Source organism: Paraburkholderia sp. BGA-UO-ETr-F21, from assembly GCF_059567925.1.
Window position 1 is genome coordinate 1,368,414 of sequence record NZ_JCAQOY010000040.1, and the last position, 23,187, is coordinate 1,391,600.

Genomic DNA, 23,187 nt, shown 5'->3' on the forward strand with positions numbered 1-23,187 from the left:
GAACCAGGCGCGAGCCAGGCGCGAACATCGGTCGCGGCCGGCAACATGGGCCGGGCTTGTCGGCCCTGGTCCGGGGTCAAATCGTAAGGAAACCCTGGAAAATCCAGGGAAGCTTCAAACGGGAAGCGTGGGTCGGCTCATCGAACGGGCCGGTGCAGGAGCCGGAGAAGCCAGGACTGCCATCGGATGAAAACGCCGGCACGAATGAATAGACGTCGTTGATCGTGACCAGAAAGTCGGGATTGAACCGGGAAGGCGCGTAGATCGAAACGTTCTTGAAGAACTTGAGCGATGGCTCATCGAGCAGTGCGTCGGGTGTCGCGGCGCTCAACGGCTCCGCCGTGTCGTAGTGCGCGGGTAACTCGAAGCGAAACTTCCCGTGTGTGACGGTCTCTGGCGGTGTGAAAGTCAGTTGGACGCCGGGATAGCACAAAGCGTAAGCCGGCGGCGCAACAGGCCCTTCCGGCCCGACAAGAAGGGGCGGATAGGCCCACAGGGCGAGCGTCAGCGGGCTAGTCCGCTGAGCGAAATATTCTGCCAGCCAGTTCATGTCGTCTCCTCCTATGGGCATGGGGACGTCGTCGTTCCATGCCGGTTCTAACAGCGTCGGGTGTTCACGACGTGATGCAGGCGCGGATCTCGCCGCGCACCGAACCGCGCACTGAGCCGCGCATCGAGCCGCGCACCAAACCAAACGGTCTGCATCGCTTCACCGTGACTCTTTCAGCATATGCGCGCGACCTTGGACACCGTTGATGTGCATCAACCCTGAAGTCACTGCCGAACGAGAACAGCGCGACGCGGCGCATGAGCGTGACGTGGTCCGGGCGTGCTTGACTTGAGTCAATCGGGAGTCGCCGGCGCGGGACTATGGTTCACGCATCCGGTCCCGGATTCTTTCGCATTCACGGCGCGCATCGCGCGCGGCGAAGGGCGCATAGCGGCAGGAGATATCGATGAAATCAGATCTGGAACTCAAGCATGACGTGGATCAGGAGTTGCTTTGGGATCCTGCGCTCGATGCCAGAACCATCACCGCCACGGTGCTCAACCGCATCGTCACGCTCGAAGGTTCCGTGAACAGTTGCGCCCAGAAACTCGCCGTGCAGAAAGCCGTGCAGCGGGTGGCCGGCAGTCGTGCGGTGGTGCTCGACCTGGTGGTTCGCGCGCCGTCCCCGCTGAAGCACACGGACGAGGAACTGGCTGACGCGATCGTCTCGGCGTTGCGATGGCAGGAAGGACTTCCGGAAGACGCGATACAGGTGTTGGTGGAACACGGTTGCGTCACGCTGACCGGCGAGGTGGATTACGGCTTCCAGCGGCAGATGGCCGAAGTACTCGTGAGCCGGATGCGAGGGGTCGTAGGCGTGGCCAATCAGATCGAGGTACGAATCGATCCGGTCGCCGCCGACGTCAGCAAACAGGTGGCCGAAGCATTGCAACGGCGTTCGCGGCATGAGTCGGGCGGTATCTCGGTCGACGTGCACGATGGTGTCGTCCGCTTGACCGGCGTGGTCGATTCGCTGCTCGACAAGCGGGTGGCCTGCGGCGTCGCCTGGGGCACCAAGGGCGTCCGGTGGGTGGTCGACCAACTGGTCGTCGCATGAATGGCATCGGCGCAGCATGCGCGCGCCGGAACGTCTGCGCTTGATCTGAAACACGGTGGGCGCTACGCGCCTTCCTACCCTGTTCGCAACTACTGCGACTTCTATGACGAGGGGTTCCGAAATGACCGCGATACAAGCACGATTGAAGCGCAAACAGATGCGCCGCGACAAACAGCCTCAGGCCCATATCTACGACAGTTACCGGCCGCGCGGACGGAGTGCCGGCGCATCGCGTTGCCCTGACTGCGGCGCGATCTATGACGACGGCCGCTGGACGTGGCACATGTCGGCCGAGCAGATGCATCAGTTGCAATGCCCGGCGTGCAAGCGGATCCACGAGCAGGCGCCGGCTGGAGAAATCACGTTCGACGGTGACTATTTGCTGAGCCGCGCGGACGAGGTTCTGGCGCTGCTTCATCACCAGGCGGATGGCGAGAGCAAGGAACATCCGCTCGAACGGATCATGGATATCCAGCAAAACCCGGAGCGTATCGTCGTGCAGACGACGGGGCCGCATCTGGTTCGCCGGCTCGGCGCGGCCATGTTGCATGCGCATCAGGGAACGCTGGAGATCAGCTACCGGGACAACGAAGGGCTACTGCGTGCCCATTGGGCCCGTTCATCGCCGAAGTGACAGGCGCGGCCGGTTTTCCCCAACTGACCGACGATCGACGCAAACGGCGATGAATGAAAAATCCAATTTCACTGGCTTCCTGATACCGATCGGCGTCGTACTCCTGCTGCTGGCGCAGATCTTCCTGTACCGGCAGCCGATCGAATCGATCGCGTACAGCGACTTTCACCGGCTGCTGGTCGCCCGGCAACTCGACAATCTGGAAATCGGCACGGAGCAGATCACCGGCAGCGTCCGGATGCCCGGCGCGGCTGCGCTGTTGCCGGCCTCCGCCGCAAGCGGAATCGCCGCCAATGGCGCGCCGTGGCGCTTTTCGACCGTGCGGGTGAGCGACGAGCATCTGATCGAGGATCTGGCCGGCTCGGGCGTCCGCTATACCGGTGTGGCCGACAAGATGGGCTTGGCGGCATTGCTGGGCTGGATCTTTCCGGTCCTGATGTTTGCGGCCGTCTGGAGTGTTTTCATGCGGCGCGGTGGCGGTGGTTTGCGCGATTTCAGCGGGATCGGCAAAAGCAAGCCCAGAATCTACGTGGCGCAGGATACCGACGTTACGTTCGACGACATCGCCGGCATTGACGAAGCGAAAGCCGAACTGAAACAGATCGTCGAATTTCTGCGTAACGCCGAGCGCTATCGCCGCCTCGGCGGCAAGATTCCGAAGGGTGTGCTGATCGTCGGTGCGCCGGGTACCGGTAAGACCTTGCTCGCAAAAGCCGTGGCGGGAGAGGCGGGTGTGCCGTTCTTTTCGATAAGCGGGTCGGCGTTCGTCGAGATGTTCGTGGGCGTGGGGGCTGCGCGCGTGCGCGACCTGTTCGAACAGGCGCAAAAGAAGGCGCCGTGCATTGTCTTTATCGACGAACTGGATGCGCTGGGCAAAGTGCGCGGCGCTGGGGTCACATCCGGCAACGACGAACGCGAGCAAACGCTGAATCAACTGTTGGTCGAGATGGACGGATTTCAGCCGAATTCCGGCGTGATCATTCTGGCGGCGACCAATCGCCCGGAGATTCTCGACCCGGCATTGCTGCGTCCTGGACGCTTCGACCGGCACATCGCGATCGACCGCCCGGACCTCAACGGACGCCACCAGATTCTGCAGGTCCACGTGAAGAAAGTGACCTTGGCCGCCGACGTCGATCTGGCCGAGATTGCATCACGCACGCCCGGTTTCGCCGGGGCCGATCTCGCCAACGTGGTCAACGAGGCGGCCTTGCATGCTGCCGAACTCGACAAGCCGGCGGTAGGCATGGCGGACTTCGACGAAGCGATCGACCGTGCGATGACGGGCATGGAACGCCGAAGCCGCGTGATGAACGAACAGGAAAAGATCACCATTGCCTACCACGAAGCGGGACACGCGCTGGTCGCGCTGAGCCGGCCGCATTGCGACCCCGTGAAGAAGGTATCGATCATTCCGCGTGGCGTCGCTGCGCTCGGCTATACGCAGCAGGTGCCGACCGAAGACCGCTACGTGCTGCGCAAAAGCGAACTGCTGGACCGGCTCGACGCGTATCTCGGCGGCCGAGTGGCGGAGGAGATCGTCTTCGGCGACGTCTCGACCGGCGCCGAGAACGATCTGGATCGGGCCACGGCGTTGGTGCGGCATATGGTGACCCGCTATGGAATGAGCGAACCATTGGGGCTTTTCACGTTCGACAGCAGCGATCCCGGCTTGGGTTATCCGTCGGCGGGCGGGCGCGGCGAGCGCTTCAGCGAGAGCACGGCGAAGCTGGTCGACGACGAGGTTCGGCGCACACTTGCCGAGGCGCATGAACGTGTCACGCGCACGCTCGCTGATCGCCGCGAGCAGTTGGACCGCATCGCGAGGCGGCTCCTGGAGTGCGAAGTGCTCGACCAGGCCACCTTGCTGAAGGTGATGGCTGGCGACGCGGCGCCGGCCGCAGGGCGGCAACCAGGCACGCCGGAGGCGGAGATACCAGGTGTCGCACCGGGCGCTTCCGGCCGTGCGGCGCCTGAGGCGCACGTGGCAGGCAGTCCGTCTCCAGTCGAGCAACACGGTTGACCCGGATAGCGGTTAGCGATCCACGCGCCGGACTGCCCGCGCCCGAGCGGCACGGCAGCACCCGGCGATAAAACGAACCGCCGCAACTAACCGCCGCCAACCGCAGCCAACCGCCGCCAACCGCCGCCAACCGCCGCCAACCGCCGCTAATCGATGGAGCGCCAGAACGCAGTCAGCGCAGGGTAAATGACATCTCGCCATTTCGGTCCGGTGAACAGGTCGTAGTGGTCGCAATTCTCAACGGTCAGCATCTGCCGCATGGCCGGCGCAATACCGCTGCAAAGCGACTGGGCGGCATGTGTCTGGCCGGCTCCGGTAATGTCGTCGCGTGCGCCTTCGACCGTGCAGAGCGCCGTCGAAACGATGTCCTGAGGCCGCACCGGATGCGTGCCGATCTGCCAGGTCCCGCGAGCCAGCGAGTATTCCTGAAAAGACACACGGATCGAATCGAGAAAGTAGTCCTCGGTCATGTCGAGGACAGCCGCATATTCGTTCAGGCGCCGCAAAGCACTCGCGCTCGCCCGCTCATCGCCCGAACACTGGGCTGCCCAGTAGCCCGATTCGAGCGCCCATTGCCGGTCGGGGTTGGCGGCGACGAACGTCGCGTGCTGGACGAACCCGGGGTAGACGCGCCGGCCGGCGCCGGGGTGGGGCGGCGGGACCGTGTCGATTGCCGTGTTGCGAAACCAGTCCAGCGAATGGGTTCCAGCAAACTTGCCGATCTGCGTTGGAGCGATACGCGCGTCGATCGGACCGCCCATGAGCGTGATGCTGCGCGCGGGCAGCTCGCCGGCGCTTGCCGCCAGTGCGGCGGCCGCTAGCGCGGGGCTCGTTGCCTGACAAACGGCGACGATGTGCAGCGCTGCGCTTCCCGTCGCGCGCAAGAACTGCTGGATGACGAGGATGTAGTCGTCGAGTCCGAACGACCCGGCGTCCAACGGCACGTCGCGCGCGTTCGCCCAGTCGGTGACGTACACGTCACCGACCTGCAGCAGCGTTTCAACGGCTTCGCGCAACATCACCGCGTGGTGGCCCGCGAGCGGTGCGCAGAGGAATACCGCCGGCGCGTCGCTGCCCGGCTCCGGCAGGAACGCCCCGACGTCCGGCGCGCGGCTGAACTTGCGCAGCGCGCAAAACGGCGTGCGCTCGATCACCTGCTCGACGACCGCAATGTCCCGTCCGCCGATGCGTACTGTCGGGATGTCGAAACGGGGCGCTTCGGCCGGCGGCTGAATCAGGCGGTAGAGCCAGTCGTAACCCGCCGCGGCGGCTCGCGTCTCGGGCGCTTGCATGCTGCCGTCGCCGGCAGGCAGACTCCACGCGCCAAGCATGCGCATCAGGTTGCGCTGTGTTTCCAGCCATGCATACCACATGCTGCCTCCTCAAGGTTCTATTGGACCTGTCAGTCGATACCGGCGCCGATCGCTTGCCGCGCCTGCGAAGCCACGCGGGCATTGTTCGTGTGCTGTTTTTGCCTGTTCGCGGTCTTGCGCGATTTCATACCTGCCGGGGCGAGCGATCCGGAGAATTCTCTGCATAGCCGAGGATAACGTTGCGCCGGCCAGTTCTCGTGAGCTTGACCGTGATCAACGAACCCAGGTTCACAGCGAATACTGTAGGTTTGCAGGGATACACCAGTTTGCGCCGAGTAGCGTGCGCCGATGCCTGCATTCATCAGCCCAGTCCACGGGGTCATTAAAACAGGGAGAAGGCTCAATGCGCATCCTATGTCTTGGTTTGCTGGCTGTCATAGTCATGGCGGTTTCCGGATGCGGTTACAACGCCATTCAGAGGCAGGACGAGCAGGTAAAGGCAGACTGGTCGGAGGTGGTCAACCAATATCAGCGCCGCGCCGACCTGGTGCCGAACCTCGTGAATACGGTAAAGGGTTTTGCTAGTCAGGAGCGGTCCGTGCTGATCGGCGTCACCGAGGCTCGCGCGCGAGTCGGATCCGTGCAGGCTACGCCTGAACTGCTGAACGACCCGCAGGCGTTCGCCCGATTCGAATCGGCTCAGGCGCAACTGTCGAGTTCGCTCTCGAAGCTGCTCGTCGTATCCGAGGCGTATCCGCAGTTGAAGTCGGACGCCAACTTTCGCGACCTGCAGGCGCAACTGGAAGGCACCGAAAACCGCATTGCGGTGGCCCGAAACCGCTACATCAAGGCAGTGCAGGACTACAACACGACGGTTCGGTCGTTCCCTTCCAATCTGACGGCCAGTGTGTTCGGCTATAAGGAAAAGCCCAATTTCTCGGTCACGAACGAAGCGGAGATCGCTCGGCCTCCGCAGGTCGATTTCAATACGGCACCCGCGCCGGCAAGCGGAGCAGCGAATTGAACCTCCTCAAACTCGCCGGCACATGGTTATTTGTGCTCTCAGCATTTTTGTCGTCCGGCGCCGGCGCGCAAGCGCCGATTCCGGCCCTTACCACGCATGTGACGGACGTGACGGGCACGCTCGCCGACGCTCAACGCGCATCGCTCGAACAGACCTTGCAGGCGTTCGAGGCGAAAAAGGGCAGCCAGATCTCGGTGCTCATGGTGCCGACCACCGCGCCGGAAACCATCGAGCAATATTCGCTTCGCGTTGTCGAGCAATGGAAGCTGGGCCGCAAGAATATCGATGACGGCGTGCTGCTGATCATCGCGAAGGAGGACCGGACGCTTCGCATCGAAGTCGGCTATGGCCTCGAAGGCGCGCTCACCGACGCGACGAGCAGTCGCATCATCAACGAGACGATCGTTCCGCGGTTCAAACAGGGCGATTACTACGGCGGCGTCGCCGCCGGCGTCGACAGCATCATGCGTGTGGTCGATGGTGAACCGTTGCCGCCGCCGGACCAGCGCGCAAGCGGCCCGGCGCAGCTTGCTCACTATCTGCCGGTTCTTTTCGTGCTGACGCTCGTCGCGGGCGGTGTGCTGCGCGTCTTGCTGGGGCGGCTGCCCGGCGCGGTCGTGACAGGGGGCGCGGTTGCGCTCGTGGCCTGGATGTTGTCGGGCGCGCTGTTCATTGCCGCCGTTGCAGGTGTGATTGCGCTCGCGTTTACGCTGCTCGGCAGCGGTCTTGGCGCGGTCGCCGGCGCTCGCGTGATCGGCGGGCAGCCCGGCAGGTTCGGCGGCGATTCGGGTCGCACGATCTTCCGGGGCGGTGGCGGCGGATTTGGCGGCGGTGGCGCGTCGGGCAGGTGGTAGCCATGAACCTCGAACGCATCGTCAGACATTTGTTCCTGACTCGCTGGCATGTGAACCGGGCCTTTCCGGTCCCCGTGCTGCGCGCCATCGAAAAAGCCGTCCGCGACAGCCATCGCGCGCACATGGGGCAGATCCGGTTTGCTGTCGAAGGTACGCTCCACATCGCGGCGCTATGGGAAGGCATGTCGGCGAGAGAGCGTGCGATCGACGTGTTTTCCCAATTGCGAGTCTGGGATACAGAGCACAACAATGGGATACTGATCTATCTGCTGCTCGCCGACCATGATGTGGAGATCGTTGCCGACCGTGGCGTGCATGCGAGGGTCAAGCCGGGCGAGTGGGAAGCCATCTGCCAGCAAATGGAGGCGGAATTCAGACGGGGTAACTACGAGGCTGGCGTGCTGAGTGGCGTCGCGCAGGTAACGGAGTTGCTCAAGAAGCATTTCCCCGCGGAAACCGGGACGTTCGAGGAACTGCCGAGTAAGCCGGCTATTCTTTGACCATGCGCCCGTGTGCGCAGGGCAGACAAGGGTTCCTCGAGCGAGTGGCCAGTGGTGTGATCCGGACTGTTTCGTTTGCACACCGGGCCGACATGCGCGAGGTTCGAATAGACGTTGTGTGCAGGGAGTTGAAAACGTGAAAGATGCGTACGAGCGGCGTGCATTGCTGCTTCATCTGGGCGACGTGCTGGAGACGGTCAATCGTCTCATGGCTTGTGGCGCCGACAGGCAAACCGTGAACGAGGCGGTGGCCGCGAATGATTCGCTCAAGGGCTTACCGTTGCTCACGCACGTATTGCCCTCGATGAACTCACGGGATTTCATCGAGCATGTCGCCGCTGGTTTTGTTTCGTGGCCGAAAGCGTTGCTTGAATTGGAACTGGATCGCGAGCAACTCGCGCGTACGGTGCGGCAGGCGCTGTTTGCCGGCAACGCGCAAGGCTGGCAGGACTACGTCGCGACGCTGCGCGAGTCGGTCGCGTGGTTTGGCTTGGGTCAGGAACCGATCGAAGCGAGCGAGGCAGCCGAGGCCGCCACGAGCAGTGATGCGGAACAGCCGGAGCCTCTGGCTCGCGACGCGCAGATGGCGCGGCCGGGTGCCGGCGATGTCGAACGGGAAAGTGGCGACCCGTTATCGGCTTCGCGTGAGAGCGTGGAAAATGACGAGCGCTTGTATCCGTCGTGGCCCTGGAAATCGGGAGTGTGACTGGTCTGATCAAATGATGTTCAGTGTGTGCCTTGATTCAGCACAAAGATGATCGGGCGGGGCCGCGATAAGGTTCGTATTGGGGGTGGGGACCCCCAAGGAGTAGCGTGTTGAGCCCGGTTCGTCCGGGCTTTTTTTTGCGCTTCCGCGCAAGAGGGGCTGCTCCCGTTGGTTTGCGAGCCCGCTCGGTGTTGGGCGAGGCCATGAGCGATGACGGGACATCGAACATCAATCGCGCCTTGGGCGGAATATCAGCCACGCTGCGAGGCTGGTGAACAGCACTGCGATCGTGGCGATGATCCAGAATCCGTGCGTGTCGTATTTGAAGGGAAGGCCACCCACGTTCATCCCGAGCAAACCTGAGATCAGGTTGATCGGCAACGCGATCACGGTGACGGCGGTCAGGATCAATACGCTCCTGTTGGTATGCTCGGCAACGCGGTCGGCAATCTCCGCTTCCAGCAACTTGATGCGCTCCTCAAGGCTGCTCATGTCGCGCAATCTTAGCGAGAACTCCTCGGCGGATTGCCGCAGCGACTGCATGTCTTCGTCACGTGCCCATTTGGGCGGCCGGTTGACGAGGCGAAAGAGCGCGGCGGGCTCCGGAACCAACAGGCGGCGCAGGCTGACCAGATCGCGGCGAATGATGCCGAGGCCCGAACGCTTCGGCAATTTACCGGCGAGCAGCGTTTCATCCACCTTATCGGCCGATCTCGCCGCCAACCGCACAATCCCGATCAGCACATCGGCCTGCTCTTCCAGCAGGTTGATCAGGAGCGACAGCGGGCTGCGAAAGGGTTGCCCGGCTTCGACAGCCAGTCTCAATTGATTGACCGAACGCAGCGGCCGGGCGTGCGCGCTTAGCAGACAGCGATCGCTGACATTGAGCCATAGCGTTGCCACCTGGAGAGGCTTTTGCCTTCCGAAGTCGTATTCGACGTCGTTGAGTACGGCAATGACGTCGTCGTGTACGTGCGTCATACGGGTTGAACGGGAGCCTTCCCTGAGGGCTTCGGCGAAAGCCTCGGGCATGGCCACGCTGTGTTGCAACGGCAAACTCTCCAGCACGGCGGGAATATCATGAAAGTGCAGCCAGATGAATTCGCCGCTGTTGTCGTTGCGATTGGCTAACCACCGGGCCGCCGAGTTTGCGTCTATCTTGCGGCCCACGCCGTCGGCTGAAAACAGATAGCCGCGCTCCAGAGGGAATGATGGGTCTGTTGTCTGCGCTAGCGGCGTGGCGGTGCTCATTCGATGTTCCTTCCTGCCCGCCATGAGCGGTTGCGCTTCGACGATCTTGAGCGTGCACCTATCCTTATCGGATCATCCGTTTTTAGTCAGGACGGTGAGCGCGTCAGTCTCGCGGTTATCTCAGTCGAGCCGCGCGTGCGCACGGGCCTTGAATGCCGTGCCGACTCATGACCTCTCTGCTCAGGTCCTTCTCTGTTCAGGGCGCTTCGCTTCCTGAACCGGTTGGCGTGACTCAAGCCAGAGCGCGTTGACTATGCCGAACGAAAGCGCCACGCCAATACCAAGAATCCAGCTGAAATACCACATTGTGTGCTCCCGGTTGTTCAGGTCCAGTGATTTACGAAAAAATTCGCGTATTGGCGATCAATACATCGAATGGTGATTTTCTTCGAGCGCTGCCGCAGTCACCTTGCCGCGCATCACGCGATACACCCAGCTCGTATAGATCAGGATGATCGGCAGGAACACGATCACGGCGATCAGCATGATCTGCAACGTCATGCGGCTCGAGGTCGAATCCCACACGGTGAGACTGCTGCGGCCGTCGAGCGAGGAGGGCATGATGAACGGAAACATCGAGAAGCCCGCTGTGAGGATTACGCCGATGATCATCAGCGAGGTCGACAGGAACGCGCTCTTTTCAAAGCGCGAACGCGCGAGCAACACGGCCAGCAAGCCGCCCGCCAGGCCGGCGACGGGAGCGGCCACCATCCACGGATAGGTGGCGTAGTTGGTGAGCCACAGGCCCGGTGCGCCGATCACGCTCTTTAGCAGCGGATTGGCAACCGTATCGAGCGGCGCCGCGTCGACCAGCTGGTAGCCGCCGATCATCGTTGCGATCAGCGCGCCGGCAATCAGGAACAGCACCACGGCCGCCAGCGACGCGATGCGCAGCGCAAGCGACGCGCGTTCGGCCACAATATCGTCCGCCTTCATCTTCACGAAGGCGGCGCCGTGCGCGGCCAGCATCGACACGCTGACGAGCCCGCACAGCACCGCGAACGGATTGAGCAGCGCGAAGAAGCCGCCGTGATAGGTGACGCGCAGGTCGGTGTCGAACGAGAACGGCACGCCTTGCAGCAGGTTGCCGAACGCGACGCCGAACACCAGCGCCGGCACGAAGCCGCCGACGAACAGCGCCCAGTCCCACGCACTGCGCCAGCGCGGATCTTCACGCTTGCTGCGGTAGTCGAAGCCGACCGGCCGGAAGAACAGCGAGAACAGCACCAGCAGCATCGCGAAGTAGAACCCGGAGAACGAGGCCGCGTACACCAGCGGCCACGCGGCGAACATCGCACCCCCGGCGGTGATGAGCCACACCTGATTGCCTTCCCAGGTCGCGCCCACCGTATTGACGACAATGCGCCGCTCGGCGTCGGTCCTGCCGATGAAGGGCAGCAGGATCGCCGCGCCCATGTCGAAGCCGTCGGTGAGCGCAAAGCCGATCAGCAGCACGCCGATCAGCACCCACCAGATGAGTTTGAGGCTTGCATAATCCATGATGTTCTTTTCCCTTGAAACTCGGTGGCGGCGAATCAGGCGACCGTGTTGGTCGGCAACGGCTGGTTCAGCGGCTGATTCGGCGGCTGTTGTTCATGGTGGTAACGGCCCGTATGCAGCGACGAGGGACCGAGCCGCGCATACTTGAACATCAGCATGATCTCGATGATGAACAGCACCGTGTAGAACACCACGAAGCCCCCGATACTCAGATACAGGTCGCCTGCCGTCAGGCTCGAGGCCGACAGGCTGGTGGGCAGAATGCCCGCGATGGTCCACGGCTGGCGGCCCACTTCCGCGACAATCCAGCCGAATTCCGCCGCGAGCCACGGCAGCGGAATCGCCCACACGGCCCAGCGCAGGAACCAGCGGCGCTTCTCCAGCAGCAGCGAGCGCTGCGCGCAGAACCAGAACGCCAGCACGAAGGTCGCGAGGAACAGGATGCCGAGGCCCACCATCAGGCGGAACGAGAAGAACACGGGCGCCACCGGAGGGATCGTTTTCTTTGCGGCCTGGGTGATCTGGTCGGGCGTGGCGTCGGTGACGTTCGCGGTGAACTGCTTGAGCATCAGGCCGTAGCCGAGGTCCTGCTTGTGCGCGTCGAAGGCGGCTTTGGCTTCGTCGGTGACGTCGCCCTGTTTCAGCTTCTGCAGCGCGGCGTAGGCGAGCATGCCGTTCCTGATGCGCGCCTCGTTGCGCACCATCAGGTCCTTCAGGCCGACCACGGGTTCGTCGAGTGAGCGCGTGGCGATGAGGCCGAGTGCGTAGGGAACCCGGATCGCGTAGTCGGTGCGTTCTTCCTTCTGGTTCGGAATCCCGATGATCGTAAACGGTGCCGGAGCGGGCGCGGTTTCCCATTCGGATTCGATCGCGGCCAGTTTGACCTGCTGGACTTCGCCGGTGCGGTAGCCGGATTCGTCGCCGAGCACGATCACGCACAGCGTGGAGGCGAGGCCGAAACCGGCGGCGATCGCGAACGAGCGCAGCGCGAATTCGGTGTCGCGGCGCTTGAGCAGATACCACGACGACACGCCGAGCACGAACATCGAGGCCGTCACATAGCCCGCCGAGACGGTGTGCACGAACTTGACCTGAGCGACCGGATTGAACAGCACGGAGAAGATGCTGTCGAGCTCCATGCGCATGGTCTGGTAGTTGAAGGTGGCGCCGACCGGATTGTTCATCCAGCCGTTGGCCACCAGAATCCACAGCGCCGAGAGGTTCGAGCCGAGCGCGACGAGGAACGTGACGCCCACGTGCTGGACCTTCGAGAGACGCTTCCAGCCAAAGAAGAACAGGCCGACGAAGGTGGACTCGAGGAAGAACGCCATCAGGCCTTCGACGGCGAGCGGCACGCCGAAAATGTCGCCCACGTAATGCGAGTAGTACGACCAGTTGGTGCCGAACTGGAATTCGAGCGTGAGGCCGGTGGTGACGCCCATGGCAAAGTTGATGCCGAACAGCTTGCCCCAGAACTGGGTCATGTCCTTGTAGATCTGCTTGCCGGTCATCACGTAGACGGATTCCATGATGACGAGCAGCCAGGACAGGCCGAGCGTGAGCGGCACGAACAGGAAGTGATAGAGCGCCGTGATGGCGAACTGGAGGCGCGACAGTTCTACGACTTCGCTAACGGGCATGTTGATCACCTTGGGACGGATGCGAGGCAGGCACGGACAGCAGCGCCTGCGCGACTTGCTCAGGCGGGAGCGACATGTGCTCTGCCTGTGGATGGTTGAAGAAAGCGTATTTGAGCGCCATCAGCAGTGCCAGTTTGACGACAAGCACAATGGCGATGTCCCGCCTGAAAGTTGGCCTCGACACCCAGCCGGCGAGTCGCGCGCGCAGGACGGGGCGAGGCGGATTCCTGTCGTTCAGCGTGATGGTCATGATCGGTCGATGGACGACTTCGGTTGAATTTATTCAGTCTGTTCAAAACGCGTGCGCAAATCGGCAAGCGCATGACGCAGACAGCACAGTCGATGAATGGACGGGTCTGGTCCCATGTCATCGGTCGCGGTAACTCACATCTTCACGAAAGAAGGGTGGCTGGCGTTTGAGCGAAGTCAACAAACTCAGCGCTGGAACGCAGCGATGGCGATAGATCGCCGATCTTGCGTTTATTGTGTCTGTCGGCTGTGGTTGTTTTTCAACGTTCGCGATTTGTTGTGACACGTCAAGTGGGCTGGGGAAAATGTGCGTAGTCTCGACACTGGGAACGCACCGACCTTGAGGCCTCGGGCGACAAGTGCACTAGGCACATGTCAGGTATTGCAATCCGTCGGGCCTCGCGGACAGCGGTTCGCTGCATGATCCCTTCATCGCTTCCAAAGCGATGACCGGGCGAATGAAGATTTGGGAGCATGGGCATGTCGCATCATTATCGAATTCTGGAGAAGATTGCCTTTTCAATGGTTGTATTGTCGGCCTTGGTCTGCTTGGTATTTATCGCTTACGAGAGATGTCCCGAATTGAGATTCGCCATGCAGTTTGAAAAAGAAATTCTGACCTGCAATCGCGGCTACTCGGCTATTTGTGCGGGCGTGGGTGTCGGTTTGCTGGGAGAAGTGCTGGCTTACTGAATGCAGCAGGTAACCGCCGGGGCCAATTCGCCAATTCGCCAAATGAGCAACCCCCGCGAGCCGAAAACACCGCAATTCAATCGAGCGATTTGCGAAAGCGCAATACGCTTAGCGTCAGCATGACTGCACCGAGCGCTGCCATTGCCGCGAACTGCGGCCATAGCACGGCGAATCCAGTGCCTTTCAGAAAAACCGAGCGCAGCACGACGAGAAAGTAACGCAATGGGTTGATCAACGTAATCCATTGCAGGACTTTGGGCATTGCGGCAATAGGAAACGCAAACCCCGACAGAATGAAAAGCGGATTGATCAGAAAGAAATTGAGCGCGAACGCCTGTTGCTGCGTGCGCGAGAAGGTGGACAGCAGCAAACCGAGACCCAATGCGGCGAGCAGAAATAGCGATGCGCCGACCAGCATGACGAGCGGGTTGCCGACGAACGGAACCCTAAACCACCCTATGCCTACCGCCGTCACGAGGGCAACGTCGACAAGACCGATCAGGAAGAAGGGCACGGTTTTTCCCAGGATGAACTCGACCGGCCTGATCGGGCTGACCATGATCTGCTCCAACGTGCCGATCTCGCGTTCGCGAACCACGGCAAACGCCGTGAGGCTGACCACCTGCATCAGCGTGAGCGTGCCGACCACGCCTGGAATGAAGAACCAGCGATCGTCGATCGTGTCGTTGTACCAGGGGCGCTCACGCAGCGTCACGGCGACCTCGGTGCGGGCGGGGCCCGAATGGTCCGACCATTGGTTGCTCATCTGATCGTTCTGGAACTGCGTGACGATCTGGCTGACGTAGCCCAGCGCGATGAGCGCGGTGTTGGAGTTGGTGCCGTCCACGACGACCTGCAGCGGCGCGCTCTGGCCGTTGCCGAGATGCTGCGCGAATCCGGCATGGATGACGAGCGCCATCGTCGCCTTGTCGCTATCGATGTCATGCGTGATATCGCGCTGCGTGCTGGCGTTATCGACCACGTCGAATTTGCCGGTGGCGACGAAGTGCGAGACGAGGTTGCGGCTCGCCTGGCTGCGGTCCAGGTCGAGCACGGCAAGGCTCACATGATTGACGGTGAAAGTCGCGGCATAGCCGTAGATGATCACCTGCAGCAACAGCGGCACGACCAGCCGGAACATCGCCCACCGGTCGCGCTTGAGTTCGAGGAACTCCTTCATCAACATGACCTGCAGACGGTCGAACATGATGGGCTAGTCCAGATGTTTGCGGAACGCCCGGGCGGCGATCCAGATAATGGCCAGCGCATACACGGCTAGAGCGAGAATCGGCACGGCGAGATCGGAAAGGGTGCTGCCTTTGAGGAATACGGCCCGCAGGATGGTGATGTAATAGCGGGCGTAGACAAGCAGCGTGGCGAGCCGGATGGGCGCGGGCATCTGGTCGATGGCGAAGGTGTAGCCTGACAGCATGCTGGTCGGCAGCATCGTCAGCAGCAGCGCGACCTGGCTTGCGCCGAGCTGGCTGCGAATGTGAACCGACACCAGATAGCCGATGCCAAGCACGACCAGGGTAAACAGCGCGGTCGTGACGATCAGGGTGCCTACGCTCCCGCGCAACGGCACGTGAAACCAGTAAACCGTGCTGAGCAGACAGAATGCGGCATTAACGAGTCCGATCACGAAGTACGGAAGCAGTTTGCCGAGCATGACTTCGAGCGCGGTGACCGGCGTGGAGATGAGTTGCTCCATCGTGCCGCGCTCCCACTCGCGCGAGGTGGTCAACGACGTAAGTTGTGCGCCGACCAGCGCCAGAATGACCGCGACGACGCCCGGGATAATGAAGTTGCGGCTGTCGAGCGTCTCGTTGAACCAGACTCGCGGTTCGAGATCGACCAGACCGACGGTTTGCGGCCGAATGCCGTGGCTTTGCCGCCAGCGCAACTGGAATTCGGCCGTCATGCGCGCGATCACGTTCTGGGCGTAGCCGATTGCAATGTTGGTCGTATTGGCGTCGGTCGCGTCGAACACGGTTTGCACCGAGGCGGTACCCGTCGTGGTGAACACGCGCGAGAAATCGACGGGGATCGTGACGACGCCGGCACACGTGCCGCGATCCATCGCGTCGCGCAATACCCGCTCGTTGGTCACGTTCCGAACCGCGAGGAACCAGTGCGACGACACGAAGTCCTGCACCAGTTCACGGCTCAACTGGCTGTGTTCCTCGTCGTTGATACATAGCGGCACCTGCCGGATATCGAGGCTGACGCCGTAGCCGAGCAGCACCATTTGCAACAGCGGCATCAGCAGCGCAATGGCGAGACTGCGCGGATCGCGCCAGATCTGCAGCGTTTCCTTGAAGGCCATCGCCAGCAGCCGCCGCAGGCTCATGGTGAGTGCACTCCCTTATCCGCGTGCGTGACGAGTTGGACGAACACATCTTCGAGGCTGGCCCGGATGGCGCGTACGGCGATAAACTCGATATGCCGTCCTGCAAGAAACGTCTGAAGCACGGTTTCAGGCACGCCCGGGTGCATCAGCACATGCAGCCGGTCGCCAAAGATCGCGGCGTCGATCACTTCGGGCGCCTCGCGCAGCGCGGCGAGAGCCGCGCCAGGCGGCGCGCAAACCAGCTCGAACAGATTGCCGCCGAGATTGTGTTCGCGCAGCTCATTCGGGCTGCCGATCGCCACCAGATGGCCCGCGTCGATCAGCGCGATGCGGTGGCAGTATTCCGCCTCGTCCATGTAATGCGTGGAGACCAGCACCGTCACGCCGCCCGCGGCGAGACCGTGAATCAGATCCCAGAACCGGCGGCGCGCTTCGGGCTCGACGCCGGACGTCGGTTCGTCGAGAAACAGCACGGGCGGACGGTGCAGATTCGCACAGCCGAGTGCGAGCCGCTGCTTCCAGCCGCCAGCGAGCGTTCGCACGAGAATATTTTCACGCCCCTCGAGCCCCGCGGTCGAAATGGCGAGCCGGATACGCTCGGCGATGTCGTGTCGCGGAACCCGGTAGATGCCACAGAAAAAGCGCAGGTTCTCGTAGCAGGTCAGGTCGGCGTACAGCGAGAACTTCTGCGACATATAGCCGATATGCGAGCGCAGCGCCTCGGCCTGGGTGCCGATGTCGTAGCCCGCAACCGAAGCGCGCCCCGCACTGGGCGAAAGCAGCCCGCACAGCATGCGGAGGGTGGTCGACTTGCCCGCGCCGTTCGGCCCGATGAAGCCGACGACTTCGCCCCTGGCGATGGACAGGTCGAGCCGGTCGACCGCCGTGAACTTGCCAAAGCGCTTGGTCAGGCCGATTGCCTCGACGACGGGAGCCTCGGCGCTCATGTCGGGCTTCCCGACCCGACGAGCGCGACGAACACGTCTTCGATGCCCGGCTCGATGGAAGTGATGGTTGCGTTTGCAATGGCGCGTGTGGCAAGCCGCTCCTGCAATTCCGGCAGACGGCGCGCGGCGTCGTCAACGCGCACGTGCACGCGGTCGCCCATCAGCAACGCGCTCAGCACGCCGGGCGCATCCACGAGGGCGTCGTGAACCGCGCGCGGGTCTGCCGCGGCGATAGCGAACAGGGCACCCGGCATGGCCTGCTTCAGCCGCGCCGGCGTGTCGCACTGGCGGATCTGCCCGGTATGCAGCAGCGCGAGCCGCGAGCAGCGTTCGGCTTCGTCCATATACGCGGTGGACAGTACGATCGTGACACCGCTTTCGCGCAGGTTATACAGGATCGCCCAGAAATCGCGCCGCGACACCGGGTCTACGCCCGTGGTCGGCTCATCCAGCAGCAGCACGCGGGGCGTGTGAATCAACGCGCACACCAGACCGAGCTTCTGCTTCATGCCGCCCGACAGTTGACCGGCGAGACGATCGCGGAATGGCACGAGGCCGGCGGCCTCGAGAAGTTCGCCGCTGCGGGTCCGATTGGCTTTGCGCGACACCCCGAAGAGTTCGCCGTAGAAGAAAATGTTCTCGGCGACGGTCAGGTCTTCGTACAGGCCGAAACGCTGGGGCATATAGCTGAGTGCAGCCTTTGCGCGTTCCGGCGCCGCTATCACGTCGATATTTTCCAGCGAGATCTGGCCGGCGTCGGGCCGCAGCACGCCAGCCAGCATGCGCATGATGGTGGTCTTGCCCGCACCGTCCGGCCCGACCAGACCGAAGATTTCCCCGCGTTCGATGTCGAAGCTGACACCCCGCACCGCCTGCACGGCGCCGAAACTGCGCGCCAGGTCGTGCGCGCGAATGGCCGCCGCTGCCGGGTCGGTGCTCATTTGCCCGCTGCCAGCAAAGCGATGGAGGCATCGGCCGGCATGCCCGGCAGCAGTTCGTGCGTCGGGTTGTCGATGTCGATACGGATCCGGTAGACGAGCGTCACGCGCTCGGCGTGCGTCTCGACGGTTTTGGGCGTGAACTCGGCCTGCGGGGAAATGAAACTGATGCGCCCTTGGTAGCGCTTGCCAGGGTAGGTGTCGGTCGTCACGGTCGCGGCTTCGTTGAGGCGAACTTTGCCGATATCGGGCTCGTTCACATACGCGCGCAGCCAGACGTGATCGAGTTCATCGAGCGTAACGATCGCGACGCCCGATCCCGCGAGCTGCCCGAGTTCCGCTTCGCGTACTGCGATGACGCCGTCGAACGGCGCGCTCAGTTCGGCGTAGGAGAGCATCACTTCGTCGAGCTTGAGCTTCGCCGCGGCGGCGGCCTGATTGGCGCGCGCGAGCGTGATGTTGTTGCCGGCGACTTCCACCAGCGCCTTGTCGTGCGCGAGGGCCGCGGCGGATTGCCGTTCGGCGGTGAAGGCGAGGTCACGCGCCTGACGCGGAATCGCGTTGCCTTTCACCAGGATTTCCGCTCGCCCCAGGTCGAGCTGTTTTTCGCTGAGATCGAATTGATCGCTGACGACGTTGTGACGTGCCGCCGCCAAGGTGCTCTCATTGGCGCTGATCTGCGCCGTGGCAACTTGCAGGTTGGTCTGGTCGATTTCCGTCTGCCGCCGATACAGGCGATCGTCCACGCGCGCGAGCACGGTGCCGCGCTTCACGTAAGCGCCTTCGTCGAATGGCAGGTAGACAATCGGCGCCTGGACCTGCGTGAAGCTCAGGACACTCTCGTGAGCCTCGATGTTGCCGGACACGACGATATGAGTTGAATCATGATGAGAGCCGAACAGCACCGGCCAACGCCACACCACCACGCCGGCCGCGGCAAGAGCGACTAGCGCGAGCAGCGCCTGCATCCGGTGTTTCGATATGGCCATGTTTTTTGGTTCGGTTCAAACGCTTCCGGATGAGGAGATGTAAAACCGGAGATCGCCAGCCTGTGTATGGTGCGTCTGCTGAAGATAGAGCCGCTATCGCTCCGGCCAATTGACTCAAGTCAAGTTGGAACCCGGTAGGGGCCAGGTCGCGGCTGGTTTGCCGCTCCACGGCACGGTTGATGCATTGCGCCGATCGCGTCAGGTGCTGTCGGCGCGGCATCCTTGCCACCTCCGCGCCGATCTCCGCGGGAGCCCCGCTGACGCCGACGCACGCCGTCTCACACTCCGCCGCGCCGACGAATACTTCCACTTTTTGTCCAGTCGCCGTTGCCGTTCATACTGTATGGATGTACAGTCTTGTGCGTGGGCCGGTGACGGCGAGCAATTCTTGAGTGGAAAGCGAACGCGCTTCAACGGCAATGGTGTGCGTGCAGGCTGCCGACGCTTTCGCCTGCGGCCCATCCATACCCTGCGAGTTCCGGGGTTTGCCTTAGCAAGGCGATCGTGCGACCTCGCATAGTCGAGTGGTCTGAGTCGATCAGGCGCTCAGGCAAGCCCGCACAATGAACGGAGATTCATCTACATGCCGGCTTTATCTGGTCAGAAATTCCATGCCTGAACAACTCTGGCTGCCTGGCCTCGAGGCGCCGCCAACGCCGACAGACGGTCTGTTTTTCGCTGTCTTTCCTGACGCCAATACGGCGGCGAATATTTCGAAGCTCGCACAACAGCTTTGCGGGGAGAGTCGCGCGCGCAGCAAACCGCTCGCGGCGGCCCGTCTACACGTTACCTTGCAGCACCTCGGAAATTTCGCGGGCGGTTTGCCTCAGGCGCGAGTCGAGGCGGCCATGAAAGCAGCCGCGTCGGTCAGGATGGAACCGTTCAGCGTCGAATTCGATACGGTGGTGAGCTTTGCATCCAAGCCACGACCGGGGCCGTTAGTGTTGGGCGGGGGCGAGGGCGTGAATGGTCTGCATCGGCTGCACGACGCTTTATGCCGCGCGTTGCAAGACGCAGGGTGCGGGGAGCACGCCATGTCAGCCGCGGTGGACTATACGCCGCACGTCACACTGGCGTATGGCATGCCTTGGGCCGCTGCGCGTCCTGTTGAACCGCTGTGCTGGAACGTGCGCGAATTTGCGTTGATGCACAGTTTGCTCGGGCGTACGCGGCACGTCATGCTGGCTCGGTGGCCTTTGGCGGATGCCGGCTCATAGCGCACGGCGCCGCGGTTGATGCCGTCGTGTCCGGGCGCGATGGCTCAGAACCGCATGCCGGTCGCGCAGCCTCCGGCGAAGCCGCCACCGCTACCGCCTGCGCCACCGCAGAACACGCCGCAGCCGGATAGCACGAGCGATATCGTCACGGCGGCCAGCGCCGCCCGCAGGGTTACCCGGGATATGCGTTTGCGCAGGTGGAGAGGGTGTGCGGCTATGGCAGTCTCGAACGTAATGGCGGCGTGGTTTCGGTTTGGGTGAGTCATTCCGGATTGCATATCGGCGGTCATTTTGAGAAGCCACGAGCAAAGGCGCGAACGGCGCGGTCCGTTGAAAGTTTTCTGTCAGGTTTTAGCGCGGGAGCGGGCGGCACGCGGCGTGGCGGCGAACCCTTGAGCCTAGCGTCCGGCCGCGTGCTCTCGAATGACGAAAAATCTGAAAACGTAGGGGGTTTCGTCGGTTGCGGAGCCGGAACGAGCGTGCGCTGCCTGATAGAATGCTTGGGCCGCAACGTAGTGGATCGCAGATGAGATTGCTTGATGCATTAGTCGAACAGCGTATTGCCGCCGCCGCCGCGCGCGGGGAGTTCGACGAGTTACCCGGCGCGGGTGCGCCGCTATCCTTGGGCGACGACGCTCTGGTTCCTGAAGAGGTACGCGTCGCCAACCGGATTTTGAAGAATGCGGGCTTTGTGCCGCCCGCTGTCGAGCAGTTGCGCGCGTTGCGCGACCTGCAGGCGGAATTGAATGCCGTGAGCGACCAGGCTACCCGCTGCCGTCTGCAGGCGCGCATGCTTGCACTCGACATGGCGCTTGAATCGCTGCGCGGCGGCCCGCTGGTTTTGCCGCGCGAATACTGCCGGCGTATTGCCGAACGGCTGTCCGAACGCGTCGGCAGCCTGAATGCGGCAGATGCGGGTTCGCCGTGAGCGAGCCGCTGGCTCAGTCCATCGTGCCGGATGCGGATTCTTTCCATTCTCACGAAGTGCCGAATACGATGAGTTCTCAAGCCTTGGCGGGTGGTGTAGCCGGATCGGCCGCGACGGATTCTGGCTCTGGCGCGGTATTGCCGGAGACGGAGCTCTCGCCCGGCGATTCACCCGCAACTCCCGTTGTCTCCGAACGCGATCGCCGCTTCATGGCGCTCGCACAGGCTGCCGCCGAAGAGGCGCGCGCTGCCGGTGAGGTGCCCGTCGGCGCAGTGCTCGTACGAGGCGACGAAGTCATCGCCAAAGGTTTCAATCATCCAATCGGTGCGCACGACCCGTCGGCGCATGCGGAAATGGCCGCGTTGCGTGCTGCGGCGCAGGCCGTCGAAAACTACCGTCTGCCGGGCTGCGAGCTTTACGTGACGCTCGAACCTTGCCTGATGTGCGCCGGCGCGATCATGCACGCGCGCATCGCTCGTGTCGTCTTCGGCGCGCGCGATCCGAAAACCGGCGCGTGCGGCAGTGTCGTGGACGCCTTCGCTAATCCGCAGTTGAATCATCACACCACGGTGACCGGCGGCGTGCTCGAAAGCGAATGCGGCGCCGCGCTCAAATCGTTCTTTGCCGAGCGGCGGCGCGCCAGCCGCGAAGCGCGCGCTTCGGCACGTGGCGAAGCGGGCAACGAATCGGGCAACGAAGCGGGCCCGGCCGAGGCGCTCTGAAACTACAACGTCAAATAAGGTCTTGCTCATGAGCGTCCATCGCACCATCGAACTGATCGCGCCGTCCGGGTATCCGCATGATCCGGAGGTGCTGCATCGCGCGCTGCAGCGTTTTCATGCCCAGGGCCATCGCATCGAGGGCGCGGAAGCGGCGCGGCGTCGCTACCTGCGCTTCGCCGGCACCGACGGCCAGCGCGCTGCCGATCTGAACCGGCTCGCCGACCCGTCGCGTGAGTTGCCGGACATCGTGCTGGCCGTGCGCGGCGGCTATGGCGCGGTGCGCATTCTGCACGGACTCGACTACGAAGGGCTGCAACGGCGCCTGACCGATCAGCCGGTTGCCCTCGTGGGGCATAGCGATTTCACCGCGATCCAGCTTGCGTTGTTGGCGCGAGCCGGGGTGAAAACCTTCGGCGGTCCGATGGTGATGAGTGATTTCGGGGCGGAGGAACTCAGCGAGTTCACCATGCAGCACTTCTGGTCCGCGTTGACGAAACCGACCATGACGGTCTCAAGCAACACGCCGCAGGCACAGCCCGTAGATGTCTCGGGCATGTTGTGGGGCGGCAACCTGGCGGTGCTGGTGTCGCTGATCGGCACGCCGTACATGCCGCCGGTGAGTGGCGGAATCCTGTTTATCGAAGACGTCAACGAACAACCGTTCCGGGTCGAGCGGATGATTTATCAGCTGCATCTGTCCGGCATCCTCGCGCAGCAGCAGGCACTCGTGCTGGGCGATTTCTCTGGGGCCAAATCCTACGACTACGACAATGGTTACGACTTGCACTCGGTGATCGAGCAGGCGAGGTCGGTGATCGGCATTCCGATCGTGACAGGGCTGCAATTCGGTCATGTTCGCAACATGCTGACGCTGCCGGTGGGCGCGGACGCGCATCTCGTCGCCAACGCACAGGGATTCGAATTGAGCTTATCGGGCTATCCGTATCTCGCGTGAGCGGACGCGCGAGGGAAGCGGGCAACGGCCCGCTTTCTTTTTACTTCAAAAATGCAACTAACGGCCTGTGTTTTGGGATTGACCTCGAACAGAACGTCCTATGAAGGTCCATCGGTTTTGTTGACAAAATCCGCCCTCAATAGACGG

25 protein-coding genes are annotated in these 23,187 nt (G+C 62.7%); 12 read left to right on the forward strand and 13 right to left on the reverse strand.

Annotation, left to right across the window (positions count from 1 at the left end; genetic code table 11):
- Positions 1 to 76: 76 nt before the first annotated feature.
- The gene (locus tag AC57B1_RS38580; protein WP_091793578.1) at positions 77 to 550 is read right to left on the reverse strand and encodes a hypothetical protein; all 474 of its coding nucleotides are present in this window, start codon (positions 548 to 550) and stop codon (positions 77 to 79) included.
- 406 nt (positions 551 to 956) lie between these two features.
- On the opposite strand from AC57B1_RS38580, the gene AC57B1_RS38585 reads away from it, so the two are divergent.
- From AC57B1_RS38585 to ftsH, 3 genes are all read left to right on the forward strand, one after another.
- The gene (locus AC57B1_RS38585) at positions 957 to 1,607 is read left to right on the forward strand and encodes a BON domain-containing protein (RefSeq protein ID WP_408354614.1); all 651 of its coding nucleotides are present in this window, start codon (positions 957 to 959) and stop codon (positions 1,605 to 1,607) included.
- Positions 1,608 to 1,728: 121 nt separating this feature from the next.
- On the forward strand, positions 1,729 to 2,241 hold the full coding sequence (locus tag AC57B1_RS38590; RefSeq protein WP_496420279.1) for a BCAM0308 family protein: 513 nt from the start codon (positions 1,729 to 1,731) through the stop codon (positions 2,239 to 2,241).
- 49 nt (positions 2,242 to 2,290) lie between these two features.
- Entirely contained in the window at positions 2,291 to 4,264 is a 1,974-nt protein-coding gene (gene ftsH, locus AC57B1_RS38595) for an ATP-dependent zinc metalloprotease FtsH (protein ID WP_496420280.1), read from the forward strand.
- 146 nt (positions 4,265 to 4,410) lie between these two features.
- On the opposite strand, the gene phaZ is transcribed toward ftsH, so the two are convergent.
- Positions 4,411 to 5,637, reverse strand: coding sequence for a polyhydroxyalkanoate depolymerase (gene phaZ, locus AC57B1_RS38600; protein WP_496420281.1), 1,227 nt, complete (start codon positions 5,635 to 5,637; stop codon positions 4,411 to 4,413).
- 29 nt (positions 5,638 to 5,666) lie between these two features.
- The gene (locus AC57B1_RS38605) at positions 5,667 to 5,939 is read right to left on the reverse strand and encodes a hypothetical protein (RefSeq protein ID WP_408354626.1); all 273 of its coding nucleotides are present in this window, start codon (positions 5,937 to 5,939) and stop codon (positions 5,667 to 5,669) included.
- Positions 5,940 to 5,980: 41 nt separating this feature from the next.
- On the opposite strand from AC57B1_RS38605, the gene AC57B1_RS38610 reads away from it, so the two are divergent.
- From AC57B1_RS38610 to AC57B1_RS38625, 4 genes are all read left to right on the forward strand, one after another.
- Positions 5,981 to 6,601, forward strand: coding sequence for a LemA family protein (locus tag AC57B1_RS38610; RefSeq protein ID WP_496420282.1), 621 nt, complete (start codon positions 5,981 to 5,983; stop codon positions 6,599 to 6,601).
- The gene (locus AC57B1_RS38615) at positions 6,598 to 7,455 is read left to right on the forward strand and encodes a TPM domain-containing protein (RefSeq protein WP_408483236.1); all 858 of its coding nucleotides are present in this window, start codon (positions 6,598 to 6,600) and stop codon (positions 7,453 to 7,455) included. Before AC57B1_RS38610 ends, AC57B1_RS38615 begins: the two co-directional genes overlap by 4 nt.
- 2 nt (positions 7,456 to 7,457) lie before the next feature.
- On the forward strand, positions 7,458 to 7,955 hold the full coding sequence (locus tag AC57B1_RS38620) for a TPM domain-containing protein (protein ID WP_496420283.1): 498 nt from the start codon (positions 7,458 to 7,460) through the stop codon (positions 7,953 to 7,955).
- A 136-nt stretch (positions 7,956 to 8,091) separates the two neighbouring features.
- Complete coding sequence (locus tag AC57B1_RS38625) at positions 8,092 to 8,661, forward strand: hypothetical protein (protein ID WP_496420284.1); 570 nt, start codon at positions 8,092 to 8,094, stop codon at positions 8,659 to 8,661.
- 228 nt (positions 8,662 to 8,889) lie between these two features.
- Here the strand turns inward: AC57B1_RS38625 and AC57B1_RS38630 are convergent, their stop codons facing one another.
- From AC57B1_RS38630 to cydP, 5 genes are all read right to left on the reverse strand, one after another.
- Entirely contained in the window at positions 8,890 to 9,912 is a 1,023-nt protein-coding gene (locus AC57B1_RS38630) for a transporter (protein ID WP_496420285.1), read from the reverse strand.
- A gap of 180 nt (positions 9,913 to 10,092) precedes the next feature.
- A complete protein-coding gene (cydX, locus tag AC57B1_RS38635) occupies positions 10,093 to 10,218 on the reverse strand; it encodes a cytochrome bd-I oxidase subunit CydX (RefSeq protein ID WP_091800412.1) in 126 nt (41 codons plus the stop codon).
- Positions 10,219 to 10,275: 57 nt separating this feature from the next.
- Entirely contained in the window at positions 10,276 to 11,412 is a 1,137-nt protein-coding gene (cydB, locus tag AC57B1_RS38640) for a cytochrome d ubiquinol oxidase subunit II (protein ID WP_496420286.1), read from the reverse strand.
- Between the two features lie 35 nt (positions 11,413 to 11,447).
- Positions 11,448 to 13,052: a cytochrome ubiquinol oxidase subunit I gene (locus AC57B1_RS38645; RefSeq protein ID WP_091793600.1), complete on the reverse strand. Its 1,605-nt coding sequence runs from the start codon at positions 13,050 to 13,052 to the stop codon at positions 11,448 to 11,450.
- Entirely contained in the window at positions 13,042 to 13,302 is a 261-nt protein-coding gene (cydP, locus tag AC57B1_RS38650) for a cytochrome oxidase putative small subunit CydP (RefSeq protein ID WP_496420287.1), read from the reverse strand. Before cydP ends, AC57B1_RS38645 begins: the two co-directional genes overlap by 11 nt.
- 479 nt (positions 13,303 to 13,781) lie before the next feature.
- On the opposite strand from cydP, the gene AC57B1_RS38655 reads away from it, so the two are divergent.
- Positions 13,782 to 13,994, forward strand: coding sequence for a hypothetical protein (locus AC57B1_RS38655; protein ID WP_408353168.1), 213 nt, complete (start codon positions 13,782 to 13,784; stop codon positions 13,992 to 13,994).
- Between the two features lie 76 nt (positions 13,995 to 14,070).
- Here AC57B1_RS38655 and AC57B1_RS38660 read toward each other — a convergent pair whose 3' ends face one another.
- Genes AC57B1_RS38660 through AC57B1_RS38680 form a run of 5 tightly spaced genes read right to left on the reverse strand, consistent with a single transcriptional unit; the run spans position 14,071 to position 19,218 of the window.
- Positions 14,071 to 15,201 (reverse strand): ABC transporter permease, encoded by a 1,131-nt coding sequence (locus AC57B1_RS38660; RefSeq protein WP_496420288.1) that lies wholly within the window; start codon positions 15,199 to 15,201, stop codon positions 14,071 to 14,073.
- A gap of 6 nt (positions 15,202 to 15,207) precedes the next feature.
- Positions 15,208 to 16,344, reverse strand: coding sequence for an ABC transporter permease (locus AC57B1_RS38665; RefSeq protein WP_496420289.1), 1,137 nt, complete (start codon positions 16,342 to 16,344; stop codon positions 15,208 to 15,210).
- Complete coding sequence (locus tag AC57B1_RS38670; RefSeq protein WP_408353174.1) at positions 16,341 to 17,291, reverse strand: ABC transporter ATP-binding protein; 951 nt, start codon at positions 17,289 to 17,291, stop codon at positions 16,341 to 16,343. The genes AC57B1_RS38665 and AC57B1_RS38670 overlap by 4 nt, the downstream gene beginning before the upstream one ends.
- Positions 17,288 to 18,232, reverse strand: coding sequence for an ABC transporter ATP-binding protein (locus AC57B1_RS38675; protein ID WP_408353176.1), 945 nt, complete (start codon positions 18,230 to 18,232; stop codon positions 17,288 to 17,290). Before AC57B1_RS38675 ends, AC57B1_RS38670 begins: the two co-directional genes overlap by 4 nt.
- Entirely contained in the window at positions 18,229 to 19,218 is a 990-nt protein-coding gene (locus tag AC57B1_RS38680; protein ID WP_496420290.1) for an HlyD family secretion protein, read from the reverse strand. The genes AC57B1_RS38675 and AC57B1_RS38680 overlap by 4 nt, the downstream gene beginning before the upstream one ends.
- Positions 19,219 to 19,829: 611 nt before the next feature.
- On the opposite strand from AC57B1_RS38680, the gene AC57B1_RS38685 reads away from it, so the two are divergent.
- The 4 genes from AC57B1_RS38685 (at position 19,830) to ldcA (ending at position 23,040) form a co-directional block, all read left to right on the forward strand.
- A complete protein-coding gene (locus tag AC57B1_RS38685; RefSeq protein ID WP_496420291.1) occupies positions 19,830 to 20,435 on the forward strand; it encodes a 2'-5' RNA ligase family protein in 606 nt (201 codons plus the stop codon).
- Positions 20,436 to 20,961: 526 nt separating this feature from the next.
- Positions 20,962 to 21,363, forward strand: coding sequence for a DnaJ family domain-containing protein (locus tag AC57B1_RS38690; RefSeq protein WP_091793619.1), 402 nt, complete (start codon positions 20,962 to 20,964; stop codon positions 21,361 to 21,363).
- A 68-nt stretch (positions 21,364 to 21,431) separates the two neighbouring features.
- Entirely contained in the window at positions 21,432 to 22,085 is a 654-nt protein-coding gene (gene tadA / locus AC57B1_RS38695) for a tRNA adenosine(34) deaminase TadA (RefSeq protein WP_496420292.1), read from the forward strand.
- 28 nt (positions 22,086 to 22,113) lie between these two features.
- A complete protein-coding gene (gene ldcA / locus AC57B1_RS38700; RefSeq protein WP_091793621.1) occupies positions 22,114 to 23,040 on the forward strand; it encodes a muramoyltetrapeptide carboxypeptidase in 927 nt (308 codons plus the stop codon).
- Positions 23,041 to 23,187 lie beyond the last annotated feature (147 nt).

Coding starts and splice junctions, on each gene's coding strand:
- AC57B1_RS38580 (WP_091793578.1), bottom strand. CDS start 550: ATGAACTGGCTGGCAGAATATTTCGCTCAGCGGACTAGCCCGCTGACG.
- AC57B1_RS38585 (WP_408354614.1), top strand. CDS start 957: ATGAAATCAGATCTGGAACTCAAGCATGACGTGGATCAGGAGTTGCTT.
- AC57B1_RS38590 (WP_496420279.1), top strand. CDS start 1,729: ATGACCGCGATACAAGCACGATTGAAGCGCAAACAGATGCGCCGCGAC.
- ftsH (WP_496420280.1), top strand. CDS start 2,291: ATGAATGAAAAATCCAATTTCACTGGCTTCCTGATACCGATCGGCGTC.
- phaZ (WP_496420281.1), bottom strand. CDS start 5,637: ATGTGGTATGCATGGCTGGAAACACAGCGCAACCTGATGCGCATGCTT.
- AC57B1_RS38605 (WP_408354626.1), bottom strand. CDS start 5,939: ATGAATGCAGGCATCGGCGCACGCTACTCGGCGCAAACTGGTGTATCC.
- AC57B1_RS38610 (WP_496420282.1), top strand. CDS start 5,981: ATGCGCATCCTATGTCTTGGTTTGCTGGCTGTCATAGTCATGGCGGTT.
- AC57B1_RS38620 (WP_496420283.1), top strand. CDS start 7,458: ATGAACCTCGAACGCATCGTCAGACATTTGTTCCTGACTCGCTGGCAT.
- AC57B1_RS38630 (WP_496420285.1), bottom strand. CDS start 9,912: ATGAGCACCGCCACGCCGCTAGCGCAGACAACAGACCCATCATTCCCT.
- cydX (WP_091800412.1), bottom strand. CDS start 10,218: ATGTGGTATTTCAGCTGGATTCTTGGTATTGGCGTGGCGCTTTCGTTC.
- cydB (WP_496420286.1), bottom strand. CDS start 11,412: ATGGATTATGCAAGCCTCAAACTCATCTGGTGGGTGCTGATCGGCGTG.
- AC57B1_RS38645 (WP_091793600.1), bottom strand. CDS start 13,052: ATGCCCGTTAGCGAAGTCGTAGAACTGTCGCGCCTCCAGTTCGCCATC.
- cydP (WP_496420287.1), bottom strand. CDS start 13,302: ATGACCATCACGCTGAACGACAGGAATCCGCCTCGCCCCGTCCTGCGC.
- AC57B1_RS38655 (WP_408353168.1), top strand. CDS start 13,782: ATGTCGCATCATTATCGAATTCTGGAGAAGATTGCCTTTTCAATGGTT.
- AC57B1_RS38660 (WP_496420288.1), bottom strand. CDS start 15,201: ATGTTCGACCGTCTGCAGGTCATGTTGATGAAGGAGTTCCTCGAACTC.
- AC57B1_RS38665 (WP_496420289.1), bottom strand. CDS start 16,344: ATGAGCCTGCGGCGGCTGCTGGCGATGGCCTTCAAGGAAACGCTGCAG.
- AC57B1_RS38670 (WP_408353174.1), bottom strand. CDS start 17,291: ATGAGCGCCGAGGCTCCCGTCGTCGAGGCAATCGGCCTGACCAAGCGC.
- AC57B1_RS38675 (WP_408353176.1), bottom strand. CDS start 18,232: ATGAGCACCGACCCGGCAGCGGCGGCCATTCGCGCGCACGACCTGGCG.
- AC57B1_RS38680 (WP_496420290.1), bottom strand. CDS start 19,218: ATGGCCATATCGAAACACCGGATGCAGGCGCTGCTCGCGCTAGTCGCT.
- AC57B1_RS38685 (WP_496420291.1), top strand. CDS start 19,830: ATGCCTGAACAACTCTGGCTGCCTGGCCTCGAGGCGCCGCCAACGCCG.
- AC57B1_RS38690 (WP_091793619.1), top strand. CDS start 20,962: ATGAGATTGCTTGATGCATTAGTCGAACAGCGTATTGCCGCCGCCGCC.
- tadA (WP_496420292.1), top strand. CDS start 21,432: ATGAGTTCTCAAGCCTTGGCGGGTGGTGTAGCCGGATCGGCCGCGACG.
- ldcA (WP_091793621.1), top strand. CDS start 22,114: ATGAGCGTCCATCGCACCATCGAACTGATCGCGCCGTCCGGGTATCCG.